Source organism: Klebsiella sp. JB_Kp042 (assembly GCF_040065275.1).
In the GTDB taxonomy this organism is placed as follows: Bacteria; Pseudomonadota; Gammaproteobacteria; order Enterobacterales; family Enterobacteriaceae; genus Klebsiella; species Klebsiella quasipneumoniae.
Window position 1 is genome coordinate 104,662 of record NZ_JBEAJL010000099.1, and the last position, 14,659, is coordinate 119,320.

At 57.2% G+C, this 14,659-nt stretch carries 11 protein-coding genes, 2 tRNA genes and 2 other RNA genes; 7 read left to right on the forward strand and 8 right to left on the reverse strand.

Translation table 11 applies throughout. The features are described 5' to 3' along the window. Positions 1 to 177: 177 nt before the first annotated feature. Positions 178 to 1,191: a two-component system response regulator RssB gene (rssB, locus tag ABLV54_RS20875; protein ID WP_226564298.1), complete on the reverse strand. Its 1,014-nt coding sequence runs from the start codon at positions 1,189 to 1,191 to the stop codon at positions 178 to 180. A gap of 89 nt (positions 1,192 to 1,280) precedes the next feature. Next, entirely contained in the window at positions 1,281 to 2,183 is a 903-nt protein-coding gene (gene rssA, locus ABLV54_RS20880; RefSeq protein ID WP_109547201.1) for a patatin-like phospholipase RssA, read from the reverse strand. 112 nt (positions 2,184 to 2,295) lie between these two features. Between rssA and ABLV54_RS20885 the strand changes: the two genes are divergently transcribed. From ABLV54_RS20885 to ABLV54_RS20910, 6 genes are all read left to right on the forward strand, one after another. Then, the gene (locus ABLV54_RS20885; RefSeq protein ID WP_226564300.1) at positions 2,296 to 2,754 is read left to right on the forward strand and encodes a YchJ family protein; all 459 of its coding nucleotides are present in this window, start codon (positions 2,296 to 2,298) and stop codon (positions 2,752 to 2,754) included. Between the two features lie 42 nt (positions 2,755 to 2,796). Then, a complete protein-coding gene (gene purU / locus ABLV54_RS20890; RefSeq protein ID WP_226564302.1) occupies positions 2,797 to 3,639 on the forward strand; it encodes a formyltetrahydrofolate deformylase in 843 nt (280 codons plus the stop codon). 159 nt (positions 3,640 to 3,798) lie between these two features. Then, a tRNA-Tyr gene (locus ABLV54_RS20895) sits at positions 3,799 to 3,883 on the forward strand. A gap of 43 nt (positions 3,884 to 3,926) precedes the next feature. After that, a non-coding RNA gene (locus ABLV54_RS20900) (RtT sRNA) lies at positions 3,927 to 4,059 on the forward strand. A 39-nt stretch (positions 4,060 to 4,098) separates the two neighbouring features. Further along, positions 4,099 to 4,183, forward strand: a tRNA-Tyr gene (locus ABLV54_RS20905). 43 nt (positions 4,184 to 4,226) lie between these two features. After that, positions 4,227 to 4,358: non-coding RNA, RtT sRNA (locus ABLV54_RS20910), on the forward strand. Positions 4,359 to 4,474: 116 nt separating this feature from the next. Here the strand turns inward: ABLV54_RS20910 and ABLV54_RS20915 are convergent. Next, positions 4,475 to 4,918: an Lrp/AsnC family transcriptional regulator gene (locus ABLV54_RS20915; RefSeq protein WP_023290130.1), complete on the reverse strand. Its 444-nt coding sequence runs from the start codon at positions 4,916 to 4,918 to the stop codon at positions 4,475 to 4,477. Positions 4,919 to 5,025: 107 nt separating this feature from the next. Here ABLV54_RS20915 and ABLV54_RS20920 point away from each other — a divergent pair, with 107 nt between their 5' ends. After that, positions 5,026 to 5,922: a DMT family transporter gene (locus tag ABLV54_RS20920; RefSeq protein WP_348814220.1), complete on the forward strand. Its 897-nt coding sequence runs from the start codon at positions 5,026 to 5,028 to the stop codon at positions 5,920 to 5,922. On the opposite strand, the gene narI is transcribed toward ABLV54_RS20920, so the two are convergent. The 5 genes from narI to ABLV54_RS20945 form a co-directional block, all read right to left on the reverse strand. Further along, positions 5,919 to 6,596, reverse strand: a complete 678-nt coding sequence (narI, locus tag ABLV54_RS20925; RefSeq protein WP_002910189.1) for a respiratory nitrate reductase subunit gamma — start codon at positions 6,594 to 6,596, stop codon at positions 5,919 to 5,921. The two genes, ABLV54_RS20920 and narI, sit on opposite strands and share 4 nt — an antisense overlap. Continuing rightward, the gene (gene narJ, locus ABLV54_RS20930; RefSeq protein ID WP_226564361.1) at positions 6,596 to 7,306 is read right to left on the reverse strand and encodes a nitrate reductase molybdenum cofactor assembly chaperone; all 711 of its coding nucleotides are present in this window, start codon (positions 7,304 to 7,306) and stop codon (positions 6,596 to 6,598) included. Before narJ ends, narI begins: the two co-directional genes overlap by 1 nt. Continuing rightward, a complete protein-coding gene (gene narH, locus ABLV54_RS20935; RefSeq protein ID WP_023290133.1) occupies positions 7,303 to 8,838 on the reverse strand; it encodes a nitrate reductase subunit beta in 1,536 nt (511 codons plus the stop codon). Before narH ends, narJ begins: the two co-directional genes overlap by 4 nt. Beyond that, positions 8,835 to 12,578: a nitrate reductase subunit alpha gene (locus ABLV54_RS20940; RefSeq protein WP_044523861.1), complete on the reverse strand. Its 3,744-nt coding sequence runs from the start codon at positions 12,576 to 12,578 to the stop codon at positions 8,835 to 8,837. The genes narH and ABLV54_RS20940 overlap by 4 nt, the downstream gene beginning before the upstream one ends. Positions 12,579 to 12,984: 406 nt before the next feature. Further along, positions 12,985 to 14,373 (reverse strand): NarK family nitrate/nitrite MFS transporter, encoded by a 1,389-nt coding sequence (locus tag ABLV54_RS20945; RefSeq protein ID WP_023290135.1) that lies wholly within the window; start codon positions 14,371 to 14,373, stop codon positions 12,985 to 12,987. Between the last annotated feature and the right edge of the window lie 286 nt (positions 14,374 to 14,659).

Below are 14,659 nucleotides of genomic sequence, written 5' to 3' on the forward strand. Positions count from 1 at the left end.
GTTTTTTAAACTTCTCGTTACAAATAACGTGTCGAGTATATCAGTCAACCGCGTATTCACTGGTCTGAAAAGCTTCCGATAGCCTCGAATTAGGACTTTTACGCATAAAACTGCTCGATGTTACCACCGCTAAAGGACAACGGGTAATCCCGTCTGCTTAGATATAAATGCAATTGCTCAATCCGCAGACAACATTAAGCGTAAACGGCCTCCCGCCCCCCAAATTTGGCACTGCCATGAGGTACAGCGTTGACTAATTTGATTAAGGTAAGCATCACCCAGGGTGCCCAAAGGAACGCCATTGCTAATCTGAATTTGATGCTCACCGGTATTCAGCGTGCCATTAAGTCCCGCCGACACCAGAATTAAATTCTTCAGTCCGCTGTGGTAATACCCCACTAACAAAGGAAACTGGCCGGGAAGGTTTGCCTGACGCAGGAGCTGATTCACCTGTTTTAGCAGACTCCCCATTTCTGGTAGCCGTTGTCCCTGATGCGCCAGCTGCTCCTGTAGCAAGCCATTGAACAACGCGCGCAATAATAAAGCGGCCAGGACGCCATTATCTCCTGCCCGTGTGACATCCAGACAATAGAAGGCCAAATCATTGTCCGAGAGCGGGGCGATATCGAGTACCAGACCGGGTTTATCCGCCGACACCAGCTGGCGATAATGAATGCGGCAGTGCGACATTTCCTGTTGCACCGGCGGCTGTAATTCCTGCAGTAATCGTGAAGCCGCAATGGGATTACTGACCAGCGCGTCCCAGTCCTCAAATAATCGCTCTTCCTCTTCCACCCGTGAACTGAACATCGCAGGATAGAGGCAGGCATAAACGGTTTCGCGCAGGCGATCGAAATCTTTTACTGGCTTTAACAACACGTCCTGAACGCCAAGCCGCAATGCTTTGGCTATATCGGCCATGTTTTCGGTAGCGGAAATCATCAGGATCGGTAGCTGCTCGCCGCGATTACGCAACGTCTCCACCAGCTCCAGACCGTTCATTCTCGGCATCGAAATGTCGCAAATCATCAGGTCCGGATGCACCTCCGTCATTTTATGCAGGGCATCCTTGCCATCTTCCGCCTGGAAGGTTGTTGCTCCCAGCGAGGTCAGCCATCCATGCAAGAGTGAGCGGAAAACGGGTTCGTCTTCAACTATCAGAATCTGTTTTCCCGCCAATGGCTGCGTCATGATATCTCCCCTGGCTGACGATAATTCAATAGTGGCACGCTATTCTCACTATCGCCTGTCAGAATTTGCTTAAGTCAGGTACTCGTGCGTCAAATCGCGGTACGCACTAAGGGTAATAATTCATCCATTTTCTTTTCTACCGCCAACTGCCCTGCGGTAATCGCCTCGCCGGCGCGATGGAAATCAAGCGTCGAGACTTGCGGACAGTACGGTTGCAACAGGATATCCGGCGGGTCACCCGCCATACGATTGCGTTTAAGACGGTTCTCCAGGACCTGGATAGAGGTGGTCATGATCTCCATCGCCGTCGGCGTCACGGCCATACGGCGGGAACTCATTTGCGTCAAGCGTGCGCGCAGACGAGTATGCCATGGCCCCTCCTTCGCTTCGGCTTCCCGCCGCGGCGTTTCGAGGGAGAATAAATCCTGCTGCATAAGGTGGGCATCATGTTGCAAATCCACGGCAATCACGATATCCGCCCCCATTGCCCGCGTAAGCGATACGGGAACCGGATTGACCACCGCGCCATCGACCAGCCAGTAACCGTTATGCCTGACCGGCGACATTAACCCCGGCATACTGCAGGAGGCTCGAATCGCTAAGTGCAGATCGCCTTCGGTAAACCACAGCTCCCGGCCAGTGCTTAAATTTGTCGCGACGGCGGCAAATCGCCGCTCGCAGTGTTCGATATCGGTCACGGGCATGATGCGGCGATAATGATTGAACACCTTTTCACCCCGCAGTAGTCCACCGCGGCGCCAGGAGAGGTCCATCAGTTTCAGAACGTCCCAGTTACTGAAAGAGCAGACCCAGGACTCAAGGGCCGGGAGTCGGTTACAGGCATACGCCGCCCCTACCAGCGAACCGATAGAGCAACCGGCCACGATATCAATCTCAATGCCGGCCTGCTGGAGGGCGTTGATGACGCCAATATGCGACCATCCGCGGGCGGCGCCCGCACCTAACGCCAGACCAATTTTAAGCTTTCTCATTAGTACTGATAACTATCCTTCCACTCTGAGCGTGGCAACATTGTCACGGCTCAGTTAACATAAAGCCCTTTGGCGTAGAAGCGCCGTTACTCTTTCTTCCATGGAGGCAATTTTGTCGCAATTATGCCCCTGTGGCAGCGCACTGGAGTATAGCTCATGTTGCCAGCGATATCTGTCCGGCGCTGAGCTTGCGCCAGGCCCGTCACAGCTTATGCGCTCCCGTTACAGCGCGTTCGTCATGAAAGATGCCGACTATCTGATCAAAACCTGGCATCCGTCCTGTCAGGCGCAGCAGTTTCGCGCCGAACTGGAGAAAGGCTTTGCCCACACCGAATGGCTGGGCTTAACCCTGTTCGCCAGCGATGATCGACGAGCCGCCAATGAAGGCTTTGTCAGCTTTATCGCCCGCTTTAATGACAATAACCGCCCGGGCGCCATTATTGAACGTTCCAGATTCTTAAAAGAAAATGGACAGTGGTACTATATCGACGGGACACGGCCGCTGATTGGCCGTAACGACCCCTGCCCTTGCGGTTCAGGTAAAAAATTTAAAAAATGCTGCGGCCAGTAACGCTACCGCAGCGCTTGCAAACACTACAGGATTTTCCTCGCGATGCATTCATTACAACGTAAAGTACTACGCACTATTTGCCCTGATCAGAAAGGCCTCATCGCGCGTATCACCAATATCTGCTACAAGCACGAACTTAACATTGTGCAGAACAACGAATTTGTTGACCACCGTACCGGTCGTTTCTTTATGCGCACCGAACTGGAAGGCATCTTCAACGACGCTATTCTGCTGGCCGATCTGGACAGCGCCCTGCCGGAAGGCTCGATTCGTGAACTCAATCCGGCAGGCCGCCGCCGGGTAGTGATTCTGGTGACGAAAGAGGCGCACTGCCTCGGCGATCTGCTGATGAAAGCCAACTACGGCGGGTTGGATGTCGACATTGCCGCGGTTATTGGCAACCATGACACCCTGCGCCCGCTGGTGGAACGTTTTGGCATCCCGTTTGAACTGGTCAGCCATGAAGGGCTGAGCCGCGAAGAGCACGACAAGCAGATGGGCGACACGATTGCCGCCCACGAACCGGATTACGTGGTGCTGGCCAAGTATATGCGCGTTCTTACGCCGGAATTTGTCGCTCGTTTCCCGAACAAGATCATTAATATTCACCACTCGTTCCTGCCGGCGTTTATCGGCGCACGTCCGTATCATCAGGCCTATGAGCGCGGCGTGAAGATCATCGGCGCCACCGCCCACTATGTGAATGATAACCTGGACGAAGGTCCCATCATTATGCAGGACGTCATTCACGTCGATCATACTTATACCGCAGAAGATATGATGCGTGCCGGGCGCGATGTCGAAAAAAACGTATTGAGCCGGGCGCTGTATCAGGTCCTGGCGCAGCGCGTCTTCGTATACGGTAACCGGACGATTATTCTTTAATCGACTGAGAAATGAATTGGTTAGCTTTCCGGCGTTACGGGTAAAAATCAGGCAACCAGTTTATTTTTGTCAAAGGAATGCTTTACAGGGGCGCATCATTTGGTATGATGCGCCCCGCTTCCCGAGAAGGAAGCAGGCCAGTACTAAGCACTACCCCGTGGTGGGGTTCCCGAGCGGCCAAAGGGAGCAGACTGTAAATCTGCCGTCATCGACTTCGAAGGTTCGAATCCTTCCCCCACCACCATTATTCACTACAGTGATAGGGTTTCCCCGGCAGGCGTAAACGATGTTTGCACTTAGCGGGAAGGGTAAGAACCTTCGACTAAGGTTCGACTCGAGCGCCAGCGAGAGAACGTTGCCGCAGGCAACGGCCCGAAGGGCGAGGAGCGATAGCGACGAGTTATCCTTCCCCCACCACCATTCACTTTGCTGAATAGCCTACAATTTGATTTTACCCCTGGTGGGGTTCCCGAGCGGCCAAAGGGAGCAGACTGTAAATCTGCCGTCATCGACTTCGAAGGTTCGAATCCTTCCCCCACCACCATCTCTTCATGTATTACCCAACTTACTTCACTTGCGATACTCTATATTCTGCCCCACGGGGAAGGATAAGAAGCGTCGACTAAGGTTCGACTCGAGCGTAGCGAGAGAACGTTGCCGCAGGCAACGGCCCGAAGGGCGAGGCGCGTTAGCGCCGAGTCATCCTTCCCCCACCATTCTCGCGCTCTCTGCAACCACCTGTACTGCTACCTCCTCGCTCGCGCTTCGCTTAGCGAGGCTACAGGTGGTGCCGTTTGGCAGCCCGGACGGGTGCGCCGCGCCGCCTCCGGGAAACTCACAGCGGGGGCAGTCGTCTCTTCACCGGCGAACTCTTCACTACCGAGGTATTGCACTGAGCAAATTCAGCCAGGCCGTCAAGCAGCGTATCCAGTTGGGCAATATCACGCACCACCAGTCGCATCACGAAACAATCCTCTCCGGTCACTTTGTCACTTTCGATGCACTCCGGCATCGCCTGGATATATTTATCCACCTTCTGCAGCAGACCAGGCAGAGGCCGGACCCGCACCAGCGCCTGCAGGCTGTAGCCCAGCGCGGCGAGATTCACCCGCGCCCCATAGCCCTGGATCACCCCCCGCTCCTCCAGGCGCTTCACCCGCTCGGCGGTGCTCGGCGAGGTCAGCCCCACCCGCGCGCTCAATACCTTCAACGAGACTCTGGCGTCCTGAGTCAGGCAAGCGAGGATCGCCCGGTCAATTTCATCAAGTAAGTCATTCATGGTTTTTACCTAATTATGAAAGGAATTTCCCCCTGCTTACCTTAATTCAGCCATGTCAGGCTGTCAGGATTTTTCGCACAATAATGGAAAACTTCTGGAGGTGAAATATGCAACTTACCCGCGGCGTCTGGCAAATGAGCCTGGCGATGATAATTTCTGGCTCGATCGGCGCGTTCGTGCTGCTCTCTGGTTTGCCGGTAATTGATGTGGTGTTCTGGCGCTGCCTGATTGGCGCGCTGACCCTGCTGCTGTTTATCGTTCTCAACCGCCAACCCTTCAGTCGTCTCACGCGCTTCACCCTCGCCCTCGCGGTGCTTGGCGGCATTGCGCTGGTCATCAACTGGCTGCTGCTTTTTGCCGCCTACTCGCGTATTTCAATTGGCATGGCCACGGTGGTCTACAACACCCAGCCGTTTATGCTGGTACTGATGGGCATGGTGCTGGGGGAGCGAGTCAGCGCCGTAAAATGGGGATGGTTACTGCTGGCCTTCGGCGGCGTGGTGATCCTGCTGTCAAGCGAGCTTGCCCCGGCGCACGGCGATAGTCTCGCGACCGGCGTTTTGCTGGCATTAGGCGCAGCATTTTTCTATGCTCTGACCGCCATTATCGCCCGCAAACTGCATCCGCTCCCTGCTCAGCATATCGCCTTTATTCAGGTGCTGGTCGGCGTCGTGATGCTGCTGCCGCTGGTGCAAATGCCCGAGTTTTCTGCCAGCTTTCCCTGGCGCTATCTGCTGATCCTCGGCGTCGTCCATACCGGGATCATGTATCAGCTTTTATATAGCGCGATACAGAAGCTGCCAACGCCCATTACCGGTTCACTCTCCTTTATTTATCCACTGGTGGCGATGGGGGTCGAATATCTGGTCTTCCACCATGCGTTAACCCCTGTGCAGTGGTGCGGCGGGATGCTGATTCTGTTTGCCGCCGCGGGGAATAACCTCGGCTGGGGCGAAAAAAAACCCCGCCAGAGCGGGGTCAGTCAGCAGTCGCGGGCCAGTTAGCGACGGGCGCGAACAATCTGGTATTTGCGCGTCAGGTACTCTACCGGCGCGCTCCAGATATGAACCAGACGGGAGAACGGGAACAGCAGGAACAGGGTCATACCCAGCACCAGGTGGACGCGGAAGATAAACGCCACGCCATCCAGGTGCTGCGACGCACCGCCGTGGAAGGTGACCACCGACTGCGCCCAGCCGACCAGCTTCATCATTTCGCTGCCGTCCATATGCTGGGCTGAGAACGGGATCGTCAGCAGGCCCAACGCACACTGCACCATCAGCAGGGAGAGGATCAGAATATCCGCGCCGGTGGTGGTGGCGCGAACGCGCGGGCTGAGCAGACGACGCTTGAGCAGCAGTAAACCGCCCACCAGGGTCATCACGCCGCAGGCGCCGCCGGCGATCATCGCCATCTTCTGCTTGACGTCGATCGGCAGGAAGGATTCATACATCCAGTGCGGCGTCAGCATGCCGAGGAAGTGGCCGGCGAAAATGCCGAGGATGCCGATATGGAACAGGTTCGACGCCAGATTCATCCCTTTACGGTCCAGCATCTGGCTGGAGGCCGCGCGCCAGGTGTACTGACCGTAGTCATAGCGCAGCCAGCTGCCGATCAGAAACACCGAGCCCGCAATGTACGGATAAATGTCAAAGAAGAACATATTCAGGAAGTGCATTATTGCTGTCCTCCGTTAGAGATATTCAGATATTGCGGGGCCACGGCTCCGGCAAAACGACGCTGGTGAGCGGAAATCTCCGACTCGCCGCAGCCCTGGTCGGCAAAGAATTTAACCTGTTCTTCTTCCCAGACTGCGTCCAGCGCCTGCGGCGTATCGTCGCGGGCTTCGTCGGCAATCTTCTCCGCCACTTTCTGGCTGTCGACCTGAGTGTTGGCCAGCTTCAGCAGCAGCTCGAACAGCACCGCATAGCGGCTCTCGCGCTGCTGCAGGCGCGCGCTGAGCAGGCCGAGGATCGGCGCGACGTCCCGCAGGCCGCCAAGCGCGTCCTCTTCCGGCAGCTGCGCCAGATACTCCAGATACAGCGGCAGATGATCCGGCAGCTCATGGCTATCGAGCAGCAGACCGTGGCGCTCATACTGCGCCATCAGGTCAACCATCGCCTGGCCGCGATCGCGGGATTCGCCGTGCACGTGTTCAAACAGCAGCAGCGAGGTGGCCCGGCCGCGGTCAAACAGTTCGCTGTAGGCCGCCTGGGCATCCAGCGGATCCTGAGCCAGCAGATCGCGCAGAAAAACGCCCAGCGCGTGAGCATCTTCTTTGCTGAGTTTCTCCGATGACGCGAGCGCCTCGAACATCTCCTGCTGATGCTGCCATAAGGCAGCGTCAGGGTATTCGAGCAAACGCGACACAATCACAAGTTCAATCATGCGTGCGGCTCCGTTTTGCTGGTCACGTCGATGGCGTCGATGCGACGGCTGTTGAACAGGTTGAACTGGCTGTCAGAGCCGTGGCAGCCGTCGCCAAAGCTAAAGCCGCAGCCATTTTTCTCCGGAAACGCTTCCCGCGCCTGTTCACGATGGCTGCTCGGCACCACGAAACGATCTTCGTAGTTGGCGATCGCCAGGTAGCGGTACATCTCCTGAGCCTGCGCTTCGCTTAAGCCCACCTCTTCCAGCGCGCGGGTATCGACAACGCCGTCAACGGTTTCCGCCCGCTTATAGTGACGCATCGCCAGCATCCGCTTCAGGGCCAACAGGACCGGTTGGGTATCGCCGGCGGTCAGCAGGTTCGCCAGATACTGCACCGGAATACGCAGGCTTTCCACGTCCGGCAGGATCCCGTTGCTGCCCAGTTCGCCGGCATCGGCGGCGGACTGAATCGGCGACAGCGGCGGCACGTACCAAACCATCGGCAGGGTGCGATATTCCGGGTGCAGCGGCAGGGCCAGCTTCCAGTCCATCGCCATTTTCCAGACCGGCGACTGCTGCGCGGCTTCAATCACGCCCTGCGGTACGCCATCTTTCAGCGCCTGCTCAATCACTTTTGGGTCGTTCGGATCGAGGAACACGTCCAGTTGACGCTGATAGAGATCTTTCTCGTTCTCGGTGCTGGCGGCATTTTCGATCGCGTCCGCGTCATACAGCAGGACGCCGAGGTAGCGGATTCGGCCCACGCAGGTTTCGGAGCATACCGTCGGCATTCCGGATTCAATACGCGGGTAGCAGAAGATGCACTTCTCAGATTTCCCGCTCTTCCAGTTGAAGTAGATCTTCTTGTACGGGCAGCCGGTGATGCACATCCGCCAGCCGCGGCACTTGTCCTGGTCGATCAGTACGATGCCGTCTTCTTCACGCTTATAGATGGCGCCGCTCGGGCAGGTTGCGACGCACGCCGGATTCAGGCAGTGCTCGCACAGGCGCGGCAGATACATCATGAAGGTGTTCTCGAACTGGCCGTACATCGCCTTCTGCATGTTGTCGAAGTTCTGGTCTTTGGCGCGCTTTTCAAACTCGCCGCCGAGGATCTCTTCCCAGTTCGGACCGCTGGTGATCTTGTCCATCCGCTGGCCGGTGATCAGCGAGCGCGGACGGGCGATCGGCTGGTGTTTACTCTCCGGGGCGTTATGCAGGTTCTGGTAGTCGTAATCGAACGGCTCGTAGTAATCATCGATGCCCGGCAGATGCGGGTTCGCGAAGATTTTACCTAACAGCATCGCGCGGTTGCCCATGCGCGGCTGCAGCTTGCCGTTGATTTTGCGGATCCAGCCGCCCTTCCATTTCTCCTGGTTTTCCCAGTCGTTCGGAAAACCAACGCCAGGCTTACTCTCCACGTTATTGAACCAGGCGTACTCCATCCCTTCCCGGCTGGTCCAGACGTTTTTACAGGTTACCGAGCAGGTGTGGCAGCCGATGCATTTATCGAGATTCAGCACCATGCCGACTTGTGAACGAATTTTCATTTTACGCTCTCCTGTACCTGGTCATTGCCTTCGCCGTCTAACCAGTTAATGTTCTTCATCTTACGTACCACCACAAACTCATCGCGGTTGGAGCCGACGGTTCCGTAGTAGTTAAAGCCATAGGCCAGATGGCCATAGCCGCCGATCATATGGGTCGGTTTCGGCGTAATACGGGTAACCGAGTTATGGATCCCGCCGCGCTGGCCGGTGACTTCAGAGCCAGGCAGGTTCACGATGCGTTCCTGCGCGTGGTACATCATGGTCATCCCGGCCGGCACGCGCTGGCTCACCACCGCGCGCGCCGTCAGGGCGCCGTTGGCGTTGAACACTTCGATCCAGTCGTTATCTTCGATACCCAGATCTTTCGCATCCGCCTCGCTCATCCAGACGATCGGACCGCCGCGTGACAGGGTCAGCATCAGCAGGTTATCGCTGTAGGTCGAGTGGATACCCCATTTCTGGTGCGGCGTCAGGAAGTTCAGCGCCTTCTCCGGGTTGCCGTTGGACTTCTCGCCCATCACCGCTTTCACCGAGCGGGTGTCAATCGGCGGACGATAAACCAGCAGGCTCTCGCCAAAGTCGCGCATCCACTGGTGATCCTGATACAGCGACTGACGACCGGACAGGGTACGCCATGGGATCAGCTCGTGAACGTTGGTGTATCCGGCGTTATAGGAGACGTGTTCGTCTTCCAGCCCGGACCAGGTGGGGCTGGAGATGATTTTCCGCGGCTGCGCCTGGATATCGCGGAAACGGATCTTCTCGTCTTCTTTGTTCAGCGCCAGGTGCGCGTGCTCGCGGCCGGTGATTTCGCTCAGCGCTTTCCACGCCTTCACCGCCACCTGACCGTTCGTTTCCGGCGCCAGGGTGAGGATCATCTCCGCGGCGTCGATGGCCGTTTCCAGCTTCGGCTGACCTTTCGCCGGGCCGTCGGCCTTGGTGTAGTTGAGCTTACGCAGCAGGTCCATTTCGCTCTGGGTATTCCAGGCGATGCCTTTCCCGCCGTTGCCGATGGTTTCCAGCAGCGGGCCAATGGAGGTGAAGCGCTCATAAGTCGCCGGGTAATCACGCTCGACCGGAATAATATGCGGGGCGGTTTTCCCCGGAATCAGGTCACATTCGCCCTTCTTCCAGTCTTTGACGTCCAGCGGCTGCGCCATTTCCGCGGCGGAATCATGCTGGATCGGCAGCGTAACGACGTCGGTTTCTTTACCGAGGTGGCCCACGCACACTTCAGAGAATTTCTTCGCGATACCTTTATAGATATCCCAGTCGCTCTTCGATTCCCAGGCCGGGTCAACGGCCGCCGACAGCGGATGAATAAACGGATGCATATCCGAGGTATTCATGTCGTCTTTTTCGTACCAGGTGGCGGTCGGCAGCACGATGTCGGAGTAGAGACAGGTGCTCGACAGACGGAAGTCGAGCGTCACCACCAGGTCCAGTTTGCCGTCGAGGCCGTTATCGCGCCATTCGACTTCTTCCGGCTTCACGCCGCCCTGCTTGCCAAGGTCTTTACCCTGAATGCCGTTCTCCGTACCCAGCAGGTACTTGAGCATGTACTCATGACCTTTACCGGAGGAGCCCAGCAGGTTGGAACGCCAGATAAACAGGTTACGCGGATGGTTTTTTCCGTTTTCCGGCTGCTCTGCCGCAAAGCGAATCGATCCCTCCTTCAGAGATTTGACGGTGTAATCCACCGGCGTCATGCCCGCTTTTTTCGCCTCATCGGCGATGCGCAGCGGGTTTACGCCCAGCTGCGGCGCCGACGGCAGCCAGCCCATCCGCTCGGCGCGGACGTTGAAGTCAATCAGATGGCCGCTGTAGCGGGATTTATCCGCCATCGGCGAGAGCAGCTCCTGCGCGGTCACGCTTTCATAGCGCCACTGGCTGGAGTGGTTATAGAAGTACGAGGTGCTGTTCATATGACGTGCCGGGCGTTGCCAGTCAAGGGCGAACGCCAGCGGCTGCCAGCCGGTCTGCGGACGCAGTTTTTCCTGGCCCACATAGTGCGCCCAACCGCCGCCGCTCTGGCCGACGCAACCGCAGAAGATCAGCATGTTGATCAGACCGCGGTAGTTCATGTCGAGGTGGAACCAGTGGTTGAGACCCGCCCCGACGATAATCATCGACCGACCATGGGTTTTATCGGCGTTATCGGCAAACTCGCGGGCGGTACGGATAATATGCGCGCGGGAGACGCCGGTAATTTTCTCCGCCCAGGCCGGAGTGTAGGCTTTCACTTCATCATAGCTGGCGGCGCAGTTGTCATCGTTCAGACCGCGCTCCAGGCCATAGTTGGCCATGGTCAGGTCGTACACGGTGGTCACCAGGGCGGTGGAGCCGTCAGCCAGCTGCAGGCGTTTAACCGGCAGTTTGTGCAGCAGAATGTTTTCCAGCGCGACTTTGTTGAAGTGTTCAGAACCTTCGCCGCCGAAGTACGGGAAGCCGACGTCCGCGACCTCGTCATGGCTGCCCAGCAGGCTCAGACGCAGCTCAATCTCTTCGCCGGTTTTACCGTCGCGCTGTTCGAGGTTCCATTTGCCTTTGTCGCCCCAGCGGAATCCGAGGGAACCGTTCGGCACGGTCAGATCGCCCTTCTCATCAAAGGCGACGGTTTTCCATTCCGGATTCTTCTCCTGACCAAGGGAATCCACGAGGTCGGACGCGCGCAGCGTGCGGCCGGCGGCGTAATAGCCGTCGCGCTCCTCAAGCATCACCAGCATCGGCATGTCGGTGTAGCGACGCACATAATCGGTGAAGTACTGGCTCGGTTTATCAAGATGGAACTCACGCAGCATCACGTGGCCCATCGCCAGCGCCATCGCGGCATCGGTACCCTGCTTCGGCGCCAGCCACAGATCGCAGAGCTTGGCGATTTCGGCGTAGTCCGGGGTGATGGCGACAGTTTTGGTCCCTTTATAGCGAACTTCGGTAAAGAAGTGCGCATCCGGGGTACGGGTCTGCGGCACGTTGGAGCCCCAGGCGATGATATAGCTGGAGTTGTACCAGTCGGCGGATTCCGGCACGTCGGTCTGCTCGCCCCAGGTCATCGGCGAGGCCGGCGGCAGGTCGCAGTACCAGTCGTAGAAGCTCAGGCAGGTACCGCCGATCAGCGACAGGTAACGAGCGCCGGAGGCGTAGGAGACCATCGACATCGCCGGGATCGGCGAGAAGCCGGCCACGCGATCCGGACCGTAAGTTTTCACGGTATAGACGTTGGAGGCGGCAATCAGCTCATTCACTTCCTGCCAGGAGGAGCGGACAAACCCGCCGCGACCGCGAGCCTGCTTGAAGCTTTTCGCTTTGTCGGCGTCTTCGATAATCGAGGCCCATGCCTCAACCGGATCGCTATGCTGGACCTTCGCTTCCCGCCACATCTTCATCAGGCGTTTGCGCATCAGCGGGTATTTCAGGCGGTTCGCGCTGTACAGATACCAGGAGTAGCTGGCGCCGCGCGGGCAGCCGCGTGGTTCGTGGTTTGGCAGGTCCGGACGAGTGCGCGGATAGTCCGTTTGCTGGGTTTCCCAGGTCACCAGTCCGTTTTTGACATAAATCTTCCAGCTGCATGAACCGGTGCAGTTGACACCGTGAGTGGAACGCACAATTTTGTCATGCTGCCAACGTTGACGGTATCCATCCTCCCAGTCCCGGTTGGTGTTTAGAAGCTGGCCGTGCCCATCGGCAAAGGTTTCACCCTTCTGTTTGAAGTAGCGAAACCGGTCCAGGAATTTACTCATCGGGTTTCTCCTGATATGGAGCCTGACGGCTCTCTGATAAATCGACATTGCTGGATTTGCAGCGAAGGTAACGCTATGAAAGCGGACGGGAATTGATAGCGATCAATACGGACTGGCTTGTTATCGCGGCGGAAATTGGCATTTACCACCAAGGTGGTAGTAATCTCGATTTTTTAACTTAATGTTTTTTAATGGTTTTTATCGAAAAATGGGTCGCCAGGCGCGGTATTGTTCACCAGGGAGGTATTAAGGGGTAGAGCAGTGACGCTGGCAAGCCGTCCCTTCCCGGCTCAGTGGCCAATACGCATACAATCACCTATTAGTATGTTGTAACTAAATAGACCGGTAAAAAAAAGGCGCCTCCTCCGGGAGTACGCCTATACGAAGCAACATCGACGATAGCGAATTACTGACGCTTACGGCCGTATACCGCCCAGGTGATGATCACGCAGGCGATATAGAAGATCAGGAAGACTTTCATCGCGCCGGCCGGCGAGCCGGTCAGATCCAGCGAGATACCGAACGCCTTCGGAATAAAGAAGCCGCCGATGGCGCCAATGGCGGAGATAAAGCCCAGCGCCGCCGCGGTATCGGTCGCCGCCTCGCGCATCGCCTGGGCTTCGCTGCCGCCCTGGGCCTTCACCCGGTCCATGGTCAGCTTACGGAAGATCACGGAGATCATCTGGAAGGTGGAAGCGCTCCCCAGCCCGGCGGTCAGGAACAGCACCATAAACACCGCGAAGAAGGCGATGAAGTTACCGCCCTGGCCGTTGGTCGGCAGGGTCAGGAACAGCAGCGCACAGAAGACAGCCATCACCACAAAGTTGACCAGCGTCACGCGGGTACCGCCGAGACGGTCGGAGATCGCCCCGCCCATCGAACGCGCCAGCGCGCCAATAAACGGACCGAAGAAGGCGTAGTGCAGGATCTGCACGTCCGGGAACTGGGTCTTTGACAGCATGGCGAAACCGGCGGAGAAACCGATAAAGGAGCCGAAGGTCGCCAGATAGAGCAGCGCCATGATCCACAGGTGCAGGCGTTTGAGCACCGGCAGCTGTTCGCTCAGCGAGGCTTTAGAAGCGGACAGGTCGTTCATAAAGAACCACGCCGCCAGGGTGAAAATAATCAGGAAAGGTACCCAGATCCATGCGGCGTTTTCCAGATACAGCATTGAGCCGTCCGGCTGCTCGCTGCCGGTCCCGCCAAAAATGGCAAACACCGAGACCGACACCACCAGCGGCGCGACCAGCTGCATCACGCTGACGCCCATATTACCAAGGCCGCCGTTGACGCCCAGCGCCCCGCCCTGCTTCGCTTTCGGGAAGAAGAAGCTGATATTGGCCATACTGGAGGCGAAGTTGGCCCCGGCGAAGCCGCACAGCAGAGAGATGATCACGAAGACGCTAAACGGCGTGGAGGTATCCTGGACCGCAAAGCCCAGCCACACGCACGGCACAATCATGATCCCGGTACTGAACGCCGTCCAGCGGCGGCCGCCGAACAGCGGTACCATGAAAGCGTAAGGCACGCGCAACAAAGCGCCTGACAGCGCCGGCAGCGCGGTCAGCATAAACAGCTGATCGGTCGTAAACTGAAAGCCCACTTTGTTGAGGTTAACGGCAACGGCGCTGAACAACATCCACACGCAGAACGCCAGTAACAGACAGGGAACGGAGATCCATAAATTGCGGCTCGCCACATGGTGGCCGCGCTGTTGCCAGAATTCAGGATCTTCAGGCCGCCAGTCGGTAATGACCGAGCGGTTAGCCTTCTCCGGGAGGGAAGATTGACTCATAGATACCTCTGATTATTCATTTTTCCTGCCGCTACCTTAGGGGTTGCCCCGGGCGGTAAGTTGATATAAATCAAAGGAAAAGCGCGCGCTAATTTGTGCGAAAATAAACCATGCTCCGAAGTGAGTAGAGAATGGTGGGAAAAAAAGTGTGGTTTTTCACACGGCTGCCGGGATGCGTCTAACCCCTCTCCCAACGGCGCCTACCACCGACAATTAAGGAGTAACTCTTTGTGGGTATGGGTATACTCCAGGGGATAGCCGAGAATAAGCGCCACTCCCGGGGACA

Bases quoted from the DNA above. Each gene is read 5' to 3' on its own strand.
- rssB (WP_226564298.1), bottom strand. From the start codon at position 1,191: ATGACGCAGCCATTGGCGGGAAAACAGATTCTGATAGTTGAAGACGAA.
- rssA (WP_109547201.1), bottom strand. From the start codon at position 2,183: ATGAGAAAGCTTAAAATTGGTCTGGCGTTAGGTGCGGGCGCCGCCCGC.
- purU (WP_226564302.1), top strand. From the start codon at position 2,797: ATGCATTCATTACAACGTAAAGTACTACGCACTATTTGCCCTGATCAG.
- ABLV54_RS20915 (WP_023290130.1), bottom strand. From the start codon at position 4,918: ATGAATGACTTACTTGATGAAATTGACCGGGCGATCCTCGCTTGCCTG.
- ABLV54_RS20920 (WP_348814220.1), top strand. From the start codon at position 5,026: ATGCAACTTACCCGCGGCGTCTGGCAAATGAGCCTGGCGATGATAATT.
- narI (WP_002910189.1), bottom strand. From the start codon at position 6,596: ATGCACTTCCTGAATATGTTCTTCTTTGACATTTATCCGTACATTGCG.
- narJ (WP_226564361.1), bottom strand. From the start codon at position 7,306: ATGATTGAACTTGTGATTGTGTCGCGTTTGCTCGAATACCCTGACGCT.
- narH (WP_023290133.1), bottom strand. From the start codon at position 8,838: ATGAAAATTCGTTCACAAGTCGGCATGGTGCTGAATCTCGATAAATGC.
- ABLV54_RS20940 (WP_044523861.1), bottom strand. From the start codon at position 12,578: ATGAGTAAATTCCTGGACCGGTTTCGCTACTTCAAACAGAAGGGTGAA.
- ABLV54_RS20945 (WP_023290135.1), bottom strand. From the start codon at position 14,373: ATGAGTCAATCTTCCCTCCCGGAGAAGGCTAACCGCTCGGTCATTACC.